The sequence below is a fragment of the Acinetobacter sp. JADD-222 genome (assembly GCF_049310645.1).
In genome coordinates, this window is record NZ_JBMOWI010000001.1 from 380179 (window position 1) to 399473 (window position 19295).

The window sequence follows — 19295 nt, forward strand, 5'->3', positions numbered from 1 at the left end:
TACATGATTTGTGTATCATAAAAGGATTTTATGCAATGGATAAGTTCGACTGGCAAATCATTCAGGCACTACAAAAGAATGGACGACTCACCAATCAGGAAATAGGAGATTTAATTGGTTTATCTGCTTCGCAATGTTCAAGAAGAAGGCAGCTACTTGAGCAAAAAGGTATTATTCTAGGCTACACGGCACGCATCCAGCAGCAGGCGCTAGGACTCGAAGTTACAGCGATGATACATATTAATCTAAGAACACACGAGGCAAAATCACAGCAGGCTTTTCAGGAGCTCATTGAAGCTGAAGACAACATTCAGGATGCATTTTCAATTAGTGGTGATGCAGATTTTATTTTAAAAGTCGTTGCTGAAAACTTAGAACAGCTTTCTCAATTTGTGACTGAAAGATTGCTTTCTTATAATTTTATTGGGCATATAAAGTCTTACATCGTTCTTAAAAAAATTAAAGAACAGAATCATTTTTTAATCAAATCTAAAAGCATGAGCTATCATCACTCCCAATAAACAGCTCAGCTTTTCACACATAAAAGTGAAAATAAAAAGGCGGATACTAGATCCGCCTTAAAATTAATATTTAGACTTTACTGATATGAACTGTTTGCCCGATCGTATTTTCAAGTAAACCTTCTAAACCAAACTCAGCACCTAAACCAGACATTTTCCAGCCACCAAAAGGTGCATGAGGCAGAACCTCAGCATGGGTATTAATCCAAACAGTACCGCATTGAAGCTGACTAGCGTAAGTCTGTGCTGCTTTAATATCAGAAGACCAAATTGAGCCACCTAAACCAAACTCACTATCATTGGCACGAGCAATTGCATCGTTGATATCGGTATATTTTAAAACAGGTAACACAGGGCCAAACTGTTCTTCTTGCACCACGCGGCAAGAATCAGAAACTTCAGTCAAAATAGTTGGTGCAATAAAGTAGCCCTGCTCTGGTAGCTGCTGTTGCCCAGAAAGTGCTTTTGCTCCTTGAGAAATGGCATCGGCAATAAGTGCTTTCACTTTGTTATATTGCATTTGGTTTTGTACTGGACCAAATGTCGTAGAAGATGCCATTCCGTCACCCACAACTTGGGCATTTGCAATATCAGCTAACTTTTGAGATAAAGCTTCATATTGGCTTTCATGCACGTACAGACGCTTTAACGCTGCGCATGTTTGACCAGCATTCAAGAACGCCATGTTAAAAATCTTAGCTGCAATTTCATCGATATTTGCATCTGGCAATACAATACCCGCATCATTACCACCCAACTCTAAAGTTAAGTGTTTTAGCTGCTGAGCTGCACCAGCCATAATGTGTTGACCAGTTCGAGTTGATCCCGTAAACACGACTTTTTGCACATCTGGATGAGAAGATAATGCTTCACCAATCTCACCAGCACCAACTACAATTGAAATTACGCCAGCAGGAACTTCTTGCTGAATGATTTCACATAAACGCAAAGTTGAGAGTGGCGTGTATTCAGAAGGTTTACTAATGACCACGTTGCCCGCACGTAATGCAGGCATGATATGCCAAACTGCAATCATGAGTGGCCAGTTCCAAGGAGTAATTGAAGCTACTACTCCTAATGGTTGGCGATGGCGTTCAATGCGCTTGGTTTCACTGTCTTCAATTACTTCTACAGGCAAATCCATAGCAGCCGCGTAACGCGTCCAGCCAATTGCGCCCTGCACTTCCATTTGTGCAAGCGCGAGTGGCTTACCTTGTTCAAGCACTACCAACTCTGCGAGCATTTCAGCGTGCTTTTCAATGCCGTCTGCAATCTTGTTTAAGATCGACTTACGTTCATCATGAGAAACTTGCTGCCAAGCTTTAGATGCTTGTTTAGCTGCACTCACTGCCTGATTTACCTGCGCAACCGAAGCTTTTGCACAACGTGCAGCAGTTAAACCTGTAGCGGGGTTAAGAATTTCTAGCTCGCCTTGCTCACCTGAACAAAGTTGACCGCCAATAATGAGTTTAAATTCATTGAGCATATTCGCTTGTTGCATTTGTTCTTCCTTGTCTTAATTGTAATTACAGCCACTTACTTTTTTCAGCTAAAACGGGATTATTAAAGTAAGTACGATATTGATATATCAATGTGACCAAAAATATTGGGGACATATCAATACAATAAGAAATTTGCTCCCCATAAATCATGCATAATTATTTTTGTTTTGTGAAAATATGCATGATTTGTGCATGTATTCTTTTCTTCATACACAATCCAAATAAAAACAATCTGCAATAAAAAAGCTCGGTAATAAACCGAGCTTTTTTTGTTATCAACTCAATTAGTCAATTGGTGGTACATAGTTACCAGAAGCAATTGCATCTTTAATGCGTTCAGCTTCCGCCAATACTTGACCTAAAAGGTTTTTAACGTTTTCGAATGTCACAACAGGGCTTAATGTTGTCATTTTCAATGACTGTACATTACCAACTTTTGTTACACCGATATTTGCCTCACCACGTGCAAACAATTCGTCCGCTACGTTTTGGTTCAAGCTATCGATAAACTCAACTGGGTAGCCTTGTGGAACAACGCGGAACAATACCGAAGCAAACTGAGGTTCAACTAAAAGTTCTAAACCATCAGTTGCCTTGATGTAATCTGCAACTTCACGAGTAAGTTTTACACCATGGTCAATCATTGAACCATAAAGGTCTTCACCTAGTGATTCAATTGTCATCCACAATTTCAATGCATCAAAACGACGAGTCGTTTGTAATGACTTAGACACAAGGTTTGGTACACCGTGCTCTTCGTCATAAGCAGAGTTCAAGTATTCAGCTTCGTAGTGCATGAAACGATAGTTCGCTTCATCTTTCAACAAGAACGCGCCACAGCTAATGCTTTGGAAATAATGCTTATGGAAGTCGAGGGTAATCGAGTCAGACAACTCAATACCATCAAGCATTGCACGATAGTCATTTGACAGAATTAATGCACCGCCCCATGCCGCATCGATATGCATCCATGAACCATATTTATTGGTAATTTCACGGATTTTCTTCAATGGGTCAATTGCACCAGCATCGGTTGTACCTGCTGTCGCAACGACACAAGCAACAACTTTACCTTCAGACTGAAGATGCGCCATCGTTTTTTCGAGAGCATCTACATCCATCTGTGCATTTTCATTCACAGGAACAGTTACAACTGACTGGAAGCCCATACCCATCATTGCCATGTTCTTTTGCACAGAGAAATGCGCATTTTCAGAACAAATGACTTTGACGTTTTTCATTGCATCGGCAGGAATACCATCACGCTGTACAGACCATGGATTACCATTTTCGTCTTTCCAGTTTTTCGAGATGCACCAGTCACGAGCAAGCAATACACCCATCAAGTTAGATTGAGTACCGCCAGAAGTGAAAACACCAGCCTGACCAGAACCATAACCTACTTTTTGACGCAACCAATCAATGAGCTGAACTTCCATTAATGAACCTGCCGGGCTTTGATCCCAAGAGTCCATAGATTGGTTAGTTGCATTGATTAACACTTCCGCAATCTGGCTCATCACCATGGTTGGGCAGTGTAAATGTGCTAATGAATGTGGATGATGTACTTTCAAGCTTTTATTCAAGAAAAGCTCAATCATACGTTGAAGAGATTCTTGTACACCCATACCTTCTTTTGAAGGTTGGAAAGAAATTGCTGAACGCAATTCTTTAATGCTACCACCAGTGTACATCTTTTCATTTTGCAACCATGCTGAAACGGCTTTTACCGCTTCGCCCATTGCTGACTCATAGTCAGCAATGGATTGTGCATCATTGCAGAGTAACGCTTTACGATGTTCTGCAAAATCCACCATACTTATGCGCCTCGTACTGCAACCAATGCTTCTGCAATTGCTTTCTTAAAGCGAGCAACTACTTCAACACACTCGTCTTGAGTGATGATAAGCGGGCAAAGTAAACGAATTACTGTACCGTTACGACCACCTTTTTCAAGCAATAATTTATTGTTGAAACAAGCAGTTTGAATTGCAGCAGCTAATTGTGAGTCAGCAGGATGCGAACCAATACGATCAGCTGGTTTACGCTCGTCAACGATCTCAACACCGATCATTAAACCGCGACCACGTACGTTACCGATACATGGGAATTCTTGAGCTAATTTTTTAAATTCAGCTTGTAAGAAGTCACCACGCTCTTGCGCATTTTGAGCAAGATTTTGTTCGCTAATCGTTTTTAATACGACAAGGCCAGTACCCATAGCAAGTTGGTTACCACGGAAAGTACCCGTGTGACCAGCAGGCTGCCAAGCATCAAATTTACGTTTAATACCTAATACTGCAAGTGGTAAACCACCACCTACTGCTTTAGACATTACAACAACATCAGGTTCAATACCTGCATGTTCAAATGCAAACATTTTGCCTGAACGTGCAAAGCCAGCTTGAACTTCGTCTAAAATTAAAACGATGTTGTGCTTTTCAGTCACTTCACGGATTTTTTGCAACCATTTTACTGGAGCTGTAACTACGCCGCCTTCACCTTGAATCGCTTCAAGAATCACAGCAGCCGGTTTTGTTACACCGCTTTCTACATCTTCAATAAAGTTTTCAAAGTAGTAAGTTAAAGCGTCAACACCAGCTTCACCACCTAAACCAAGTGGGCAGCGGTATTCATGCGGATATGGCATGAATTGTACGCCTGGCATTAAACCGTTAACTGCATTTTTTGCACTTAAGTTGCCAGTCATAGCAAGCGCACCATGGGTCATACCATGATAACCGCCTGAGAAACTGATCACTGAGCTACGGCCAGTGTAAGTCTTAGCAAGTTTGATTGCTGCTTCAGTTGCGTCTGCACCAGCAGGACCACAGAACTGCAAGCAATATTCTTCTTTACCACCAGGTAAATATGCTAACAATGCTTCAGTGAATGCATCTTTTAAAGGTGTGGTTAAGTCTAAAGTATGCAATGGCAAACCACTTGCCAATGTATCTTGAATACTTTGAATCACCGCAGGATGATTATGACCTAAAGCCAATGTACCTGCCCCAGCTAAACAATCAAGGTACTGTGTACCTTCAACATCAGTAACCCAGCATCCTTGTGCTTTCGCTATCGCTAACGGTAATTTACGTGGATAGCTACGAACATTTGATTCCATTTGACTTTGGCGAGTCAAATAATATTCGTTAGTAGCATTAGTGGCAGGGTTAACGGAAGTAACGCTCATATCGGATTACCATCTCTGATAGGGGTAGAAAGAAATAAGTCTGGTGACGATTGGTCCTTTGACTCGGTGCTTTATAGAACTAGTAAAGACACTTATTTTATATCTTGTAACTAGGAGCGCGATGATACCTAATTTTACAAGAAAAAAAACGTCTTTTATGTACTTTACTCATCTAATCTTATTGAAAAAATGTATCATCCCAATAGTTATGATGAATTATCATCATACTATGTGACAACCTAAAGAAAATATTCTTTTTTTATATTACTTTGATTTTTTAAGTTACATTGAAACACTTTAATTTTAAGCTTTTAATTTTTAAAGACTTTATATTTACCAAAATTTAAAAAAACCTGATCTGAATATTACAAATACGCCACAAAATCTGCAAAAGTTATGCATAAGTTATGTTTAACATTTCCTAATGAAAAAAATTAAATTTATATTAATTTTTAAAGGAAAAATTTATGCGTACTTTAGCCGTCTCTACCCTTCTTTTAGGTTCTCTCCTTAGCCCTTTAGTTTTTGCTCAGGATGACAATGCTTTGAACTACAATATTGTAAATGTACAAGCGGAAGCTTCTCGCCAAGTTTCTAATGATGAAATGCATGCAACTTTATATATTGAAAAAAGTAACAAACAACCAGCCGAGCTTTCAAACCAAATTAATCAATTGATGAATCAGGCACTTAATGTTTCTCGTAAATATCCACAAGTAAAAGTGGAAACTGGTGCTCAAAGCACTTATCCAATTTACGATAACGATAGCAATAAGTTAAAAGAATGGCGTGGCCGCGCTGAAATCCGTCTTGAAAGTAAAGACTTTAAAGCTGCTAGCCAGTTAGTAAACGAATTACAGCAAAACTTCCAAACTCAATCGATTAATTTTACGGTTTCTGATGAACAACGTAAAAAAGTTGAAAATGAGTTAATGGTAGAAGCATCTAAAAACTTCCAACAACGTGCTCAAATGTTGACCCAAGCTTGGAATAAAAACCAATATACTTTGGTCACTCTAAACCTGAACACAAATAACTATTTCCCACAACCTGTAATGCGTGCCAGCATGGCTAAATTTGCTATGGCCGAAGCTGCACCAGCTCAAGACATGGCAGCTGGTGAGTCTAAAATTACTGTAAATGCAAACGGTTCAATTCAGTTTAAATAATTTGTTTCTCTAAAAAAGCCCTGAACTCATCAGGGCTTTTTTTTGACTTATTTTTTAAAAGGTAAAGCATATTTAAAGATACGGCCTACCACCTGTCCAAACTGTTTAGCCAGACTTGCGTTGTTATAATTTAGACCATATTTTTTACATACAGCTTCAACTTTTGGAGCCATTTGGCGATAACGACGCGCTGGGATATCAGGGAATAAATGGTGCTCAATCTGATGGCTCAAATGTCCGCTTAAAATATGTAATGCTTCTGAACCTTTCAAGTTAGAAGAACCACGAATCTGGCGCATATACCAGTGACCACGGCTTTCTTCTTGTAAAACAGACTTTGGAAATACTTCCGCATCTTTTGTGAAGTGACCACAAAAAATAATCGTAAATGTCCAGATATTACGAAGACCATTTGCAACCAAATTACCAGTGAATACAGGTAAAGCTGCTGGACCTGCAATTAAAGGGAAGAAAACATAGTCTTTAAAAAGTTGTTTTCCAATCTTTTTATTAACAGGTTTTAATTCTTCCAAGAATTTTGCCATGCTCTTACGTTTATAAAGGACACGTCCAATTTCAAGATTCTGAATAGCTACGCCCCATTGGAACAATAAACAGAATGGAATGCTATAAACAGGTTGAAGTAAGAAACCCGGCTTCCAGCGTTGCTCTGGGAATAAACGAAGTAAACCGTAACCGATGTCATCATCAATACCTTTAATGTTGGTATAGGTGTGATGTTTATAGTTATGAGTTTGGCGCCAGTTATCAGAAGTACCGACAGTATCCCACTCGTAAGTTTGACCATTAAATTTAGGATCGTTCATCCAGTCATATTGACCGTGCATCACGTTATGACCGAGTTCCATGTTTTCCATAATTTTAGAGAAGCCTAATAGGCCTGTTCCTAAAATCCACGCTGGTGGGAACCAGCCTGCAAACAAACATGCACGACCTAAAAAGCTACTATAACGAATCGCAGCATAAACACGGCGGATATATTTAGCATCTTTCTCACCCAAATCATCCAGTACCTCTTGCTTGATCTGATCGAGCTCTTTTGCAAATGCATCAAGTTCTGCTGGAGTCAAATCTCGATTTTTAGGATTTTTAAAATATTCGACTTTCACTGGCATATTCATAAGAGTTCTCTCTTAAAGATCAATAACTAGATCGGATTTTGCTGAGTTCACACAAATTTTGAGTAATTGGCTTGGTTCAGTGTTTTCACTACCGTTAAGTAAATTACGTGTTGAACCTTGTGATTTATTACAAACACATTTATTACAAATTCCCATACGGCAACCATGAGTTGGTTTAAGGCCTTCATGTTCAAGGCTAACCAGAATTGACTGGCCTTTAGGAATTGCAATTACCTTATTAGACTGGGTTAATGTGACATTCACATAACCAATATCATCAGCAGAGCTTTCATTTGTTAAGCTAAAGGCCTCTGTTAAAACGGCTGGAGCTTTTTCAAAAAGTTGCTCAACTGTCGCCACAAAGCCAGAAGGTCCACACGCATAAATTGTGCTATTTTCGATATCATCAACTAATGCTAAATGCTCTGTATTTAAACGCTCATCATTTGGGGTTTCTTGTGTATAGAAAACCTGATAATTAAAGTTCGGATATTGCTGTGCAACTTTTTCAAAGTATTCAACAAAAGCTGCATCTGAACGTTGTTTCACCCAATATAAAAGTTGCACCTGAACTTTATCTAACTGCTGGCTTTGTTTAATCGCAGTAATCAAGCTCAACATTGGGGTAATACCACTACCCGCAGCCAACATAATTAAATTCGGTGTTTTGATGTTTTGTTGCATGTCACCATAAGGTTGACCAAGCTCAAAAACATCACCGATTTTGCTTTCAGAAATAAACCAGTTACTCACGATACCATCAGCAACTTTTTTTACGGTTAAACGTAAGTGCTGCGCATCTATTTGCGTCAAACTATAAGTACGTTCATAGCGACGACCAGCAATTTCTACAATTACAGGATGATGCTGGCCTGCAACGCCCATTTTCACTAAGCGGTTACATTTTAGCGTCAGGCTCACCATGTCGTGAGCGACAAATTCTTTTTTTACAATTTGAACAAGGCCGTGCTTTACAGACCATAAAGGATTAACTTTTTGTAGCCAGAAATTAGCCATTTCTTTATCAAAGATGGCTTGTGTCAATGAATTGAATAGAGAATTTCTCTTTTCGATTGCTTGCATAACTGAAGGCTCTGTCGCTCTTTTTTAATTATTATACACATGTATATATATTTGTATATACACCCGTACTTTTAATTACAATTTCACAAGTTCAGCTTCTAAGGCTATAATCCTGAGAGTTTACAAATATATTGAACAGCATGACCCAATCTTCACTTTCTCAGAACCTGAATGACACACCTCAACAACAAGATGTCATTGAAATTAAAACAGCTACGCGTTCTGTTGGAAGAAAAGCGACAATTACTAAAGAAGAACTTTTTCAGGCCGCTTTAAACCTCATTGGTCCGCAAAAAAGTATTGCTTCATTGAGTTTACGTGAAGTAGCTCGAGAAGCAGGAATTGCCCCAAATAGTTTCTATCGACATTTTAAAGATATTGATGAATTAGCAATTTCTCTAATTGACCGCGCAGGTATCGTTTTACGTAAAATTATCCGTCAGGCTCGCCTACGTGCTTCCTTACAAGAAAGTATTATTCGTAGTTCTGTCGATATTTTCCTTCAACAACTCGATGCCGATGAAGGTAATTTAAGTTTATTACTACGTGAAAGTTTTACAGGTTCTGCTTCTTATAAGGCTGCCGTAGACCGCCAGCTCAACTTTTTTCAGCAAGAGCTACAAGAAGATTTAATTCGTCTTGAACGGTTAAATAACAATCACCTGTATCACCCAGACCTTGTTGCAAAAGCAATTACTCAACTTGTGTTTCACATGGGCGCCAAAGTGATTGATTTGCCGATCAATCAACGTGCAGAAGTTGCTGAACAAACCATGATTATGATTCGGATGATTTTAGAAGGCGCGCGTCATTTAGATGAAGCAAAAATTCGCTAAAATGATCTAATAAATGGCTTGTTGATGAACAGGCCATTTTTATATCTAACTCCCCTATTTTCCAATAAAAATATAATTCACTGATTGAAGCGAATAGCTTGCCAGAGTATAAATAATCATTCCGTTTGCTCTTTCTCCTATATTCCCAACGATCTCAGGGATCAACATGCAAAATTTGAATAATCGTCAAAGTCTGATTGCAAGCTACATTCTTATGGGCATCTTTTTGCTTTCGGTTATCCCATTACATCTATTAGCAAGTTTTTTTGCAGGCTTTCTCATTTATGAAATTATTATTAGTTTAAGTTCGGTTGTAGAACGTTATATTGATGGCCAAAGAGCCCGTATTTTTATTAGTATTTTACTCAGTATCGTCACCATCTCACTTATTGGTTTTTTCATTACCAGTCTAATTAGTTTCGTTCTATACGATCTAAAAGGCGTCGGATTACATAGTATTAATAGCAAGGTTGATCAAACCCTCCTTCATTTGCAAGCAGAGATCACAAAATATCTGCCAGGTTATATTCCTGATAGCGTGACAGATCTAAAAGACGAAATCTTTGCATTTATGAAAGATAACGTCACCACCCTAAAAAACACCAGTTCCGATATTTTGCATAACTTCGTGACCATGGTCATGGGATTAATTATTGGTATTTTGGTGGCGATACATGGTTTTCATCGCCGTACGCCTCAGCCTGTTTTTAAGTCACTGCTTATCCAACGTATTCAAAAATTATCAATTTCATTTAAAAATGTTGTTTTTGCCCAAATAAAAATTTCAGCTATTAACACGCTGCTCTTTATTTTATTCGCCTTTATTTTATTGCCGCTTTGGGGAGTTCACCTTCCTTTTGCCAAAACTTTAACTATTTTGACCTTTATGTTTGGTCTCATTCCAATTTTAGGGAATCTGCTTTCAAACACTTTAACGTTTATTGCAGCTCTTACAATTTCCCTAGGACTAGCAGGAGCAGCATTACTTTATCTCGTTTTGGTTCATAAGCTTGAATATTTTATTAATGCTAAAATTATTGGGCATAAAATCAATGCAAATGCATGGGAGATTTTATTAGCAATGCTAGTATTTGAGTCAATTTTTGGCTTAGGTGGTTTAATCGCAGCTCCAATTTTTTATGCGTATTTAAAGCTAGAATTAAAAGACGCTGGTCTCATCTAACTCAAAATCGATGTATAAAAAAAGCGCCCTCTCGGCGCTTTTTTCATTTTGAGTGAGTTACGGCTTAACCACAACTAACACTTGAATTGCTTCTGGTGTAACAGTTAAACCATCAAGTAAACTCAAGCCTTCTTTTTGCAGTTTCTGTAAACGCTCAATTTCGTCTTGACGAATACTTGGGTTGAACTGTTTGAGATAAGTTAAACGGTCAATTTCATATTGCCATTTATTGCCATAATGTTCTTTTGCTTGTTGCTGAAGCTGCGGTAAATCAACTTTCGCAATTTCTAACGCTTGTTTATAGCGCTGCTCAATGATATCACGGCGAGCTTTAACTACTTGGCGGCAGCTATTGCCATCTAAATGATGTAAATATGGTTTTAAAATTGTTGGATCAATCTTTTCAGATAAATCCTGTCCATTTTCACTTAACAACACGCGAATGAGTTGTTTCGGTAAACTTGATGGCAAGTTCAAAGATTTAGGTGCAACAACATCCACTTTAAACCAGACTTCAATTAATACTGAGCCCTGCTTTAACGCATTAGATTTAAGTACAGCAACATTGGTACTACCAAATGATTGCGTACGGATCATTTCCATAACACTTTCAATGAATGGATGCTCTAAAGTTAAATATTGAGCATCTTCACGAAGCTGAGCCTGATCGCGATAGAAGGTTGCTGTCATACCTTCTTCGTCTAAAGCCAAACCTTGCACTTGCATTTGGTCGGTTGGTTTAATAATCACCGTACCATTACTTTGCTCATCAAAGTCGATATTGGTTGATGACATGAAACGCTTCACAAACATTGGTAGCGTAGTATTGTCATCATAGTCTTCAAGGGCTTGAACAATTTCTTGTGCCACAATAGGACGACATGAATTATATTCAAGTAAACGATCTCGGCCAGCTTGAAGTTCAGCTTCCAAGGCTTGACGTTGAACGTTCACCTCTTCAAGCAAATCTTCAAATGTTTGACCTTGGTCTGCAAGTAAACAGTCTTTTAATTCAACAATAAAATTCTCTTGCAGCGTTTGCGCTGTCGGAGAAATATTGCTGAAAATATTCAGTGCTTCGTTATACCAACGGAACATACGCTCTTGAGCTGTTCCCACAAGGTATGGCACATGAATTTGGATACGGTTTTCTTGACCAATACGGTCTAGACGTCCAATACGTTGCTCTAAAACATCTGGGTTAGCTGGTAGATCAAATAAAATTAGATCACTGGCGAATTGGAAATTACGGCCTTCCGAACCAATTTCCGAACACAATAGAATCTGAGCGCCATAGCTTTCTTCAGCAAAATAAGCAGCCGCTTGGTCACGTTCTAATAAGCTCATGCCTTCATGGAACATTGCAGTACGAATACCTGCATGCAAACGCAACACATTTTCTAAAGATTCAACTACTGGTCCGCTACGCGCAATTAAAAGCACTTTTTTATGCTTAAGATCTTTACGTAAAATTTCCATTAACCATGGCACACGCGGATCATTTTGCATCCATGAACCATCAATTTGCGCTTCTTCAGGCCACATCTGCTCACGCAGTTTGCCATCTTTTGACCAATCTTCTGGTGCTGGTAATGGTGCTGGCTGACAATCACGACCTGGGAAGCCCTGTATGGCTTCACGTGTATTACGGAATAAAATACGTCCAGTACCATGACGGTCTAATAATTCGTGAATTGCTCTAAAGCGTTGGTCAGGCTGGTCTTCAATGCTGTGACCTAATAAGCCTTCTAAAGCAGATAAATGCTCTGGGGTTAAAGCTTGATCCGACATCAGCACTTCAGCAATTTTTGCAGTCTGCTGATATTGAGTCTCTTCATCTAAGAAGCGCTCTAAACTACTAAAACGCTGTGGATCAAGTAAACGCAAACGTGCGAAATGACTTTCTACACCTAATTGTTCAGGTGTTGCAGTGAGTAATAGTACCCCTGCTGTATTTTCAGCGAGCTCTTCAATTAAATCGTAACGATCATTCCCGCCTTCTTCTTCGCTCCACATCAAATGATGTGCTTCATCGACTACGAGCAAATCAAAACCAGCTTCTATGGCTTGCTCACGCAAATCATCATGGTCAACCATTAAGTCAACGCTGGCAATAATGCATTGCTCAGTTAAGAACGGGTTAAGCTCTGGATCATGTTCTTTAATAGATGCGGTACGCGTTAAATCAAACAGAGAGAATTGCAAGTTAAAACGGCGACGCATTTCTATCATCCACTGATACTGAAGAGAATCAGGGACTAAAATCAGAATACGTTCTGAACGACCAGTTTTAAGCTGTTGGTGAATAATTAAACCAGCTTCAATTGTTTTACCTAAACCAACTTCATCGGCAAGTAAAACACGAGGTGCAAAGCGTTTACCAACTTCATGTGCGATATAAAGCTGATGAGGAATCAGGCCAACACGCGCACCGACCATCCCACGGAGAGGACTGGTCTGCATTTGTGCTTGCATGAGCATTGCTTCAATACGCAGGTCATACCACTCTTTATAGTCAACTTGACTTGCAAGCAAACGATCTAAAGGTTTAGATAATTGAATTTGCGCACCAATACGAGTTTCATTGAGTGCTTTACGCTCTTGCTCGCCATTTTCTAAAGTACGAACAACGTTGTAACGCAAAACGCCATGACGATCTTCAACAGACTCAACGATCCACTTCTGGCCTTCTTGATCTTGAACTTCATCATTCGTATTGAAGATGATACGAGATAGTGGAGCATTGTTACGCGCATAGACACGTGTCTCATCACTTTTGGGGAATAAAATGCTGACAGATCTTTCATCTACATCAATAAGAACACCTAAACCGAGCTCAGTTTCTGTGTCTGATAGCCAACGTTGACCAATAGCATACTGCTGCAATTTTTCCACCTTTCTCTCAAGTTCGCACTACATATTGTACGATGCAAATTAGCTTATTTTTGCATCTTTTTATGTAGTCTTTAAAGCAAAATTTTGAAGCAAAAACCAATTAAATCGCTTTGCTACAAAAAATCACGCATTAAAATTTTTACATTAAAACGGTACAGGACAGTCAAAAGTTAATGTTTCTGCTGTGACAGGATGATTAAAACTTAACTGTTTGGCATGCAAACATAAACGCGGAACAAGTTGCTGCTCCGGTGTTGCATACAGCGTGTCACCTACAATTGGATGCCCAAGATATTGCATGTGTACACGGAGTTGATGAGATCGGCCCGTAATTGGTGTTAATTTCACACGAGTTACAGGCTGTCCCTGAATCTGAAAATGTTCTATTGCCTGCCAATGTGTTAAAGCAGGCTTGTTGTGAGAAGCGTCGACAATATGTAAAGGTGGTCGGCTTGGGTCATAGATGACAGGAATATCTACAGTCCCCTCACCCTCTAAATGACCTGCGACAAGCGCTTCATATATTTTTGAAGTCTGACGATCTTGAAATTGACGTGCAATTGCACTTTGACCGCGCTTCGATAAACCAAATACTAAAATACCTGAGGTATCTCGGTCTAGACGATGAATGAGCAAAGTTTTAGGTTCAATCGCAACCAACCTAGTCAAAACGCTATCATGTAAATCACCCTTACCAGGAACACTCAAGATGTCCGAAGGTTTATGAATCACCATAAAATCATCATCACGATAGATCAGATGTTCACTTAGAAAATCACTCAAAGTTGTATTCCCAAGGTAAGATGAAAAACAAGCGGGCAATAATAAAAAGCTTACGTCCGAATTACAATGCCGTTCGGGTAAATTAACAGCAGAATTTGCAAATATTATGGATCACTTGAGGTCTATAGTCAGTCAAGGCTTCAATAACTGCATAATATGTTGCAATGTCGGTGCTTGCATTATCTCTTCAGCGCTTAAGCTCGCACCATTTGCACGCCATAGATCGACCAGATAATTCACAGCAGACTGATCTAGTCCGTAGTTTCTTAAATCAATTTCAGGATGGATCTCCATAGGATGTCGCCCTACCTGTTCAGCAATTGCCAATAAAATTCCTTTATCTGACAAGATATAAGAGGACGGCGCACTTAAAGACCATAACCGCATTAAGCTCTGCGTATTTAAATGTTTTATATGGTCAAAACTGATCTTTTCAACCCATTGGATATGCTGCTCTAGATTAGCCGCCAAGATCGCATCATTTACAACACTGACCTGATCTGTAATCGATAAAACAAGCTGCATGACTTGTTTAAACAAAGGCGATAAATCACCAGCCATCATGACTTGAGCCTGAGTATTTGATGACAAACGCTGACCAAGCTCCAACATGGTTTGTTGAAGTTGAGATGTCTCAATAAAAATAATTGGAATTTCGAGTGATTGAGCGCGCTTACTCAACAGTTCCAAATGGTTCGCCAATGGTTGCTCAGACCAATCTGGTCGTAGTTTAAGCTCATTGAGCCCAACCATGAGCAAAATACTTTGCGCTGACTCAATTGACCAATTTGAAGTACTTGCAGCTAATTGGATTTTTCGAGGTAAGGGATAAAACATTGTTCTCTACAAATATAAAAATAGCTCAAATTAAAAAGCCCGTTTAACACGGGCTTTTTTGCTTACTTCATTTCAGCGAATGTTTCTTTTGCAGCCTGAATGGTAAATTCAATATCTTCATCAGAATGTGCAGATGAAATAAAGCCTGCTTCAAATGCTGAAGGTGCCAAGTTTACCCCACGCTTTAACATGCCATGGAAGAACTTTTTGAAAGCTTCAATATCACATGCCAACATTGAGTCAAAGCTTGTAATGTCTTCTTGGTCAGTAAAGTAAAGACCGAACATTGCGCCAGCTTGCTGAGTCTTAAATGGAATACCCGCTTCATCAGCTGCAGCTTGTAAGCCTGCAAGTAACTTTTCAAGTTGAGCAGATAATTTGCTGTAAAAGTCTGGTTGGCGTAAATGTTTAAACATTTCAATACCAGCACGCATAGCAAGTGGATTACCAGATAATGTTCCTGCTTGGTATACACCGCCTAAAGGTGCGATACATTCCATGATTTCACGCTTACCACCAAACGCACCAACTGGTAGACCTGCACCAATAATTTTGCCTAAAGTTGTTAAATCAGGTTTAACATTATAAACCGATTGAGCACCACCTAAAGCAACACGGAAACCTGTCATCACTTCATCAATAATGAATACAGATTTATATTCATCACAAATATCACGAATGGCTTGTAAGAAACCGTCAATTGGTTTCACCATATTCATGTTACCCGCTACTGGTTCAATAATAACGCCCGCAATTTCATGGCCGAACTTAGCAAAGCATTCTTTTAATGCAGTAATATCATTATACGGCAGCGTTAAAGTGTGTTTAGCAAAATCAACAGGAACACCTTTCGAAGTCGGTTCACCCTCACCTAAAGTAAGTAAGCCCGAACCTGCTTTTACTAAAAGTGAGTCAGAGTGGCCATGGTAACAACCTTCAAACTTCACAATTTTGTCACGGCCAGTATAACCACGCGCTAAACGAATAGCCGTCATGGTTGCTTCTGTACCCGAGTTAGTCATACGCACCAATTCAATGGATGGCATGATTTCACAGATAATATCTGCCAGTGTTGTTTCGTGTACGGTTGGTGCACCAAAACTTAAGCCATCTTCTGCTGCTGTTTGTACAGCCTTAATAATCTCTGGATGAGCATGACCCAAAATCATTGGCCCCCAAGAACCAACATAGTCAACATAACGCTTACCATCGACATCCCATAAATAAGCACCTTTTGCTTTCTCGATGAAAACTGGTGTTCCTCCAACGCCATTAAAGGCACGTACCGGAGAGTTCACACCACCTGGAATGTGTTTGCTGGCTTGTTTAAATAACTGTTCTTGCTTTGGAGATAAACTCATGGAAATGCTCGTCTTAAATATATAAAAAATAATTTTGAAAGCTTAAGAAAATAATTGTGCCCAGGCCTGTACACGGGCAGGAATTTCAGCAGTTGATCGGCCTAATATATCACTAATGACTGCACAGAGGTCAGCCCCAGCCTCAATCACAGGTTTTGAGTTTTCAACAGTTAAACCACCAATCGCACAAATTGGTAAATCATATTGGGCTGCTGCTTGCTTAATCACTTCGATCCCCACATTACCTGCTTCAGGTTTTGTAGAGGTCGCATAGACTGCACCAAATGCAATATAAGTCGCGCCATCTGCAATTGCTTTTTGTGCAAGCTCTAAAGAATTCAGACAAGTACGACCAATAATGACGCCTTCTGGTAATTGCGATTTTGCATCGGTAATTTCACCGTCACTTTGACCTAAATGCACACCTAAACCAAACTGAGCGGCAAGTTTTAAGTCATCATTAATGACAAAAGGAACCTGATATTTTTCACACAATAATTTGATTTGTTCGACTTCAGCGGGTTGATCTGCTTTGTCTATTTTCTTACGGCGGTACTGTAAAATTGCGACCTGACGAGTTGCGAGTGCGGCATCTAGTTTTTCTAATAATAGTTGGATTGGGTCATCGTTGGTAATGAGGTATAAACCGCGCATACTCTACTCTCGCTTTAAAAAACTTCGCTAGTATAACGGATTTATAGATCATCATAAGTACCGATTGATATAGGCTTAACAGTACCAATCGGTATATTAAGAATAGAAAGTAAAATTAACTTGGTATTTTATCGTGCTTACGGTCAATCAAACTTAATCGACCAGTCGCTACGTCAGACAGCATTCGCCAATCAGAAATAAAGCTATAGAAAGGTTGTTTAAAACTGGCAGGTTTATTTTTTTCAAACACGAAGTGTCCAACCCAAGCATTTGCGTAGCCTGCTACCAAACCATAGAGTACATATTTGGCTTGCTTCTTACGGACTGCTTTTGAAAAAAAGTATAGACCAATGCCACTGCCCACCACGTGTAAGCGTCTGCTCATAATGTTACGGTGTTCAGTTAAATAAAAACGATAAAATTCCTGATAGTTTTTAATCGGCAATTCAAACTCTGGCTGAGCTTCATGGCTAAAGTTTATTGGTGCATTCACGATCATCTTCCTGATTTTTATTTGATCAAAACGTCACCTGATTGTACACCTAAATAAAAGTGTAGCGTCATATGTTTGATTGTAACTTTCTCTATCAAAACCATTATTTTTAACGCTAAGCTATTATACTTATTCAAGATAGTCTAAATACCTGATTCAGGGAGATATATTATGGTCGAAGTCGAACTAAAGTTTCAGTTACCTGAATCGAAGAAAAAAACTGTCCAGCAATACTTAAAAAAACACAAAGCAAAGAACATTCACTTACAGGCAAAGTATTACGACACTCCTGATCGATTACTTGCAAAAAATGGCATGGCCTTACGTTTACGTAAAGAAGATGATCAATGGGTACAAACATTTAAAGCCGCAGGTCAAAGTCATCTGCACCGTGTTGAAGAAGAAACTCATTTAGGCGTTTGTGACCAAGAACCTGACTTAAACCTTGAGTTATATCAAGATAATAAAGTGGTAACTGATTTAATTAATGCGGCCTTAGGAACGCAAGCTGAAAAACTAAGTTTGCAGTTTGAGACTGATGTACAGCGCACCTATCATGTGTTTGAAGCAGATAATACAGCGATTGAAGTTTGCTTAGATGATGGTGTCGTAAAAACAGCAGATGCACAAAGTGTAATTTGTGAAGTCGAATTTGAACTCAAGCAAGGGGCTGTGAAAACGCTAATTCAGTTTGCGCAGCAATGGATTAATCGTTACTCACTTTGGCTTGATGTAAGAAGTAAAGCCGAACGTGGCAACTTATTAGCACTAGGGCTAGCTGCCTCACCTGCTGTTCATGCTAAAAGTCTGACATTAAATAAAGATATTACTGCTGAACAGGCTCTAAAAAAGATTGTCGAAAACTGTTTAGGGCAATTCTTACCAAATATGGCTGTCATTGCCGATGGAGTTGCCGAAGCTGAGCATATCCATCAGGCACGTGTCAGCTTACGTCGTTTACGTAGTGCCCTTAAGCATTTTGCAGGTTGGTCAAGCGAGCTAAATCCTGTTTGGGAAGAACAAATTGCCGAGCTTTTCCGTAAACTTGGAGACACTCGTGATGAAGATGCGATTCGCACCGAAGTGTTACCTATTATTCAACAACACGGTTCACCTGAACTTTTACTACCCGTTTCAGTTCAGCCCTTAAAAGAACTCTCAACAATCTTTACCTCTGCGGACACGATTAAGCTATTACTCGATTTATTAGCATTTGCTTATTCAGAAGAAGATTCAGACAGCAAAACAGGTGGATTAAAAAAATACATTAAAAAGAGTTTAGATAAGTTACATCATAAAGTGATTAGTAATGCTGACCATTTCTCTGAGCTTGAAGTGACTGAACAACACAAAATAAGAAAGCAAGCTAAACAGTTACGTTATTGTGTTGAGTTTATTTCGAGTCTTTATCCAAATAAAAAAGTACAGCAATATTTAAAACAGCTACAACCTGTGCAAAATACCCTAGGTCAATATAACGATTTGTTTATTGCAGAAGGTATTTTTAACAATGTGGTGGAACAAGATCCGTCTTTCTGGTTTGCTCTAGGGTGGGTCAAAGCCAAACAGCCACAATTACAAAAGCGCTCAGCAAAAGCTTTACAAACTTTTAGTCAGGCTGAAACTTTCTGGTAATTTATAAA

At 39.1% G+C, this 19295-nt stretch carries 16 protein-coding genes; 5 read left to right on the forward strand and 11 right to left on the reverse strand.

The window, feature by feature from the left end; translation table 11 throughout:
* The first annotated feature begins 35 nt into the window (after nt 1-35).
* Entirely contained in the window at nt 36-521 is a 486-nt protein-coding gene (locus ACO6UW_RS01735; protein WP_033847793.1) for an Lrp/AsnC family transcriptional regulator, read from the forward strand.
* Nucleotides 522-591: 70 nt separating this feature from the next.
* On the opposite strand, the gene ACO6UW_RS01740 is transcribed toward ACO6UW_RS01735, so the two are convergent.
* The 3 genes from ACO6UW_RS01740 to ACO6UW_RS01750 form a co-directional block, all read right to left on the reverse strand.
* The gene (locus tag ACO6UW_RS01740; RefSeq protein WP_057062826.1) at nt 592-2022 is read right to left on the reverse strand and encodes an aldehyde dehydrogenase family protein; all 1431 of its coding nucleotides are present in this window, start codon (nt 2020-2022) and stop codon (nt 592-594) included.
* A gap of 285 nt (nt 2023-2307) precedes the next feature.
* Complete coding sequence (locus ACO6UW_RS01745; RefSeq protein ID WP_057062827.1) at nt 2308-3840, reverse strand: pyridoxal phosphate-dependent decarboxylase family protein; 1533 nt, start codon at nt 3838-3840, stop codon at nt 2308-2310.
* A gap of 2 nt (nt 3841-3842) precedes the next feature.
* On the reverse strand, nt 3843-5216 hold the full coding sequence (locus tag ACO6UW_RS01750) for a diaminobutyrate--2-oxoglutarate transaminase (protein ID WP_002118718.1): 1374 nt from the start codon (nt 5214-5216) through the stop codon (nt 3843-3845).
* 467 nt (nt 5217-5683) lie between these two features.
* Here ACO6UW_RS01750 and ACO6UW_RS01755 point away from each other — a divergent pair, with 467 nt between their 5' ends.
* A complete protein-coding gene (locus ACO6UW_RS01755; RefSeq protein ID WP_005803821.1) occupies nt 5684-6385 on the forward strand; it encodes an SIMPL domain-containing protein in 702 nt (233 codons plus the stop codon).
* Nucleotides 6386-6432: 47 nt separating this feature from the next.
* On the opposite strand, the gene ACO6UW_RS01760 is transcribed toward ACO6UW_RS01755, so the two are convergent.
* Entirely contained in the window at nt 6433-7527 is a 1095-nt protein-coding gene (locus tag ACO6UW_RS01760) for a fatty acid desaturase family protein (RefSeq protein ID WP_002118415.1), read from the reverse strand.
* 12 nt (nt 7528-7539) lie between these two features.
* Entirely contained in the window at nt 7540-8610 is a 1071-nt protein-coding gene (locus tag ACO6UW_RS01765; protein ID WP_057062828.1) for a ferredoxin reductase, read from the reverse strand.
* A gap of 140 nt (nt 8611-8750) precedes the next feature.
* On the opposite strand from ACO6UW_RS01765, the gene fabR reads away from it, so the two are divergent.
* Both fabR and ACO6UW_RS01775 read left to right on the forward strand, forming a co-directional pair.
* A complete protein-coding gene (gene fabR, locus ACO6UW_RS01770) occupies nt 8751-9446 on the forward strand; it encodes an HTH-type transcriptional repressor FabR (RefSeq protein ID WP_002118668.1) in 696 nt (231 codons plus the stop codon).
* A gap of 166 nt (nt 9447-9612) precedes the next feature.
* Complete coding sequence (locus ACO6UW_RS01775; RefSeq protein ID WP_057062829.1) at nt 9613-10629, forward strand: AI-2E family transporter; 1017 nt, start codon at nt 9613-9615, stop codon at nt 10627-10629.
* 57 nt (nt 10630-10686) lie between these two features.
* On the opposite strand, the gene rapA is transcribed toward ACO6UW_RS01775, so the two are convergent.
* The 6 genes from rapA to ACO6UW_RS01805 form a co-directional block, all read right to left on the reverse strand.
* Complete coding sequence (gene rapA, locus ACO6UW_RS01780) at nt 10687-13524, reverse strand: RNA polymerase-associated protein RapA (RefSeq protein ID WP_005073250.1); 2838 nt, start codon at nt 13522-13524, stop codon at nt 10687-10689.
* Between the two features lie 144 nt (nt 13525-13668).
* Nucleotides 13669-14307 (reverse strand): RluA family pseudouridine synthase, encoded by a 639-nt coding sequence (locus tag ACO6UW_RS01785; protein WP_005307342.1) that lies wholly within the window; start codon nt 14305-14307, stop codon nt 13669-13671.
* 132 nt (nt 14308-14439) lie between these two features.
* Nucleotides 14440-15144, reverse strand: coding sequence for a hypothetical protein (locus ACO6UW_RS01790; protein ID WP_016146071.1), 705 nt, complete (start codon nt 15142-15144; stop codon nt 14440-14442).
* 62 nt (nt 15145-15206) lie between these two features.
* On the reverse strand, nt 15207-16505 hold the full coding sequence (gene hemL, locus ACO6UW_RS01795) for a glutamate-1-semialdehyde 2,1-aminomutase (protein ID WP_057062830.1): 1299 nt from the start codon (nt 16503-16505) through the stop codon (nt 15207-15209).
* A 42-nt stretch (nt 16506-16547) separates the two neighbouring features.
* Nucleotides 16548-17159: a thiamine phosphate synthase gene (thiE, locus tag ACO6UW_RS01800; protein ID WP_031949016.1), complete on the reverse strand. Its 612-nt coding sequence runs from the start codon at nt 17157-17159 to the stop codon at nt 16548-16550.
* 115 nt (nt 17160-17274) lie between these two features.
* On the reverse strand, nt 17275-17658 hold the full coding sequence (locus ACO6UW_RS01805) for a DUF962 domain-containing protein (RefSeq protein ID WP_081037775.1): 384 nt from the start codon (nt 17656-17658) through the stop codon (nt 17275-17277).
* A 165-nt stretch (nt 17659-17823) separates the two neighbouring features.
* Here ACO6UW_RS01805 and ACO6UW_RS01810 point away from each other — a divergent pair, with 165 nt between their 5' ends.
* Nucleotides 17824-19287: a CYTH and CHAD domain-containing protein gene (locus tag ACO6UW_RS01810; RefSeq protein ID WP_057062831.1), complete on the forward strand. Its 1464-nt coding sequence runs from the start codon at nt 17824-17826 to the stop codon at nt 19285-19287.
* The last annotated feature ends 8 nt before the right edge of the window (nt 19288-19295 follow it).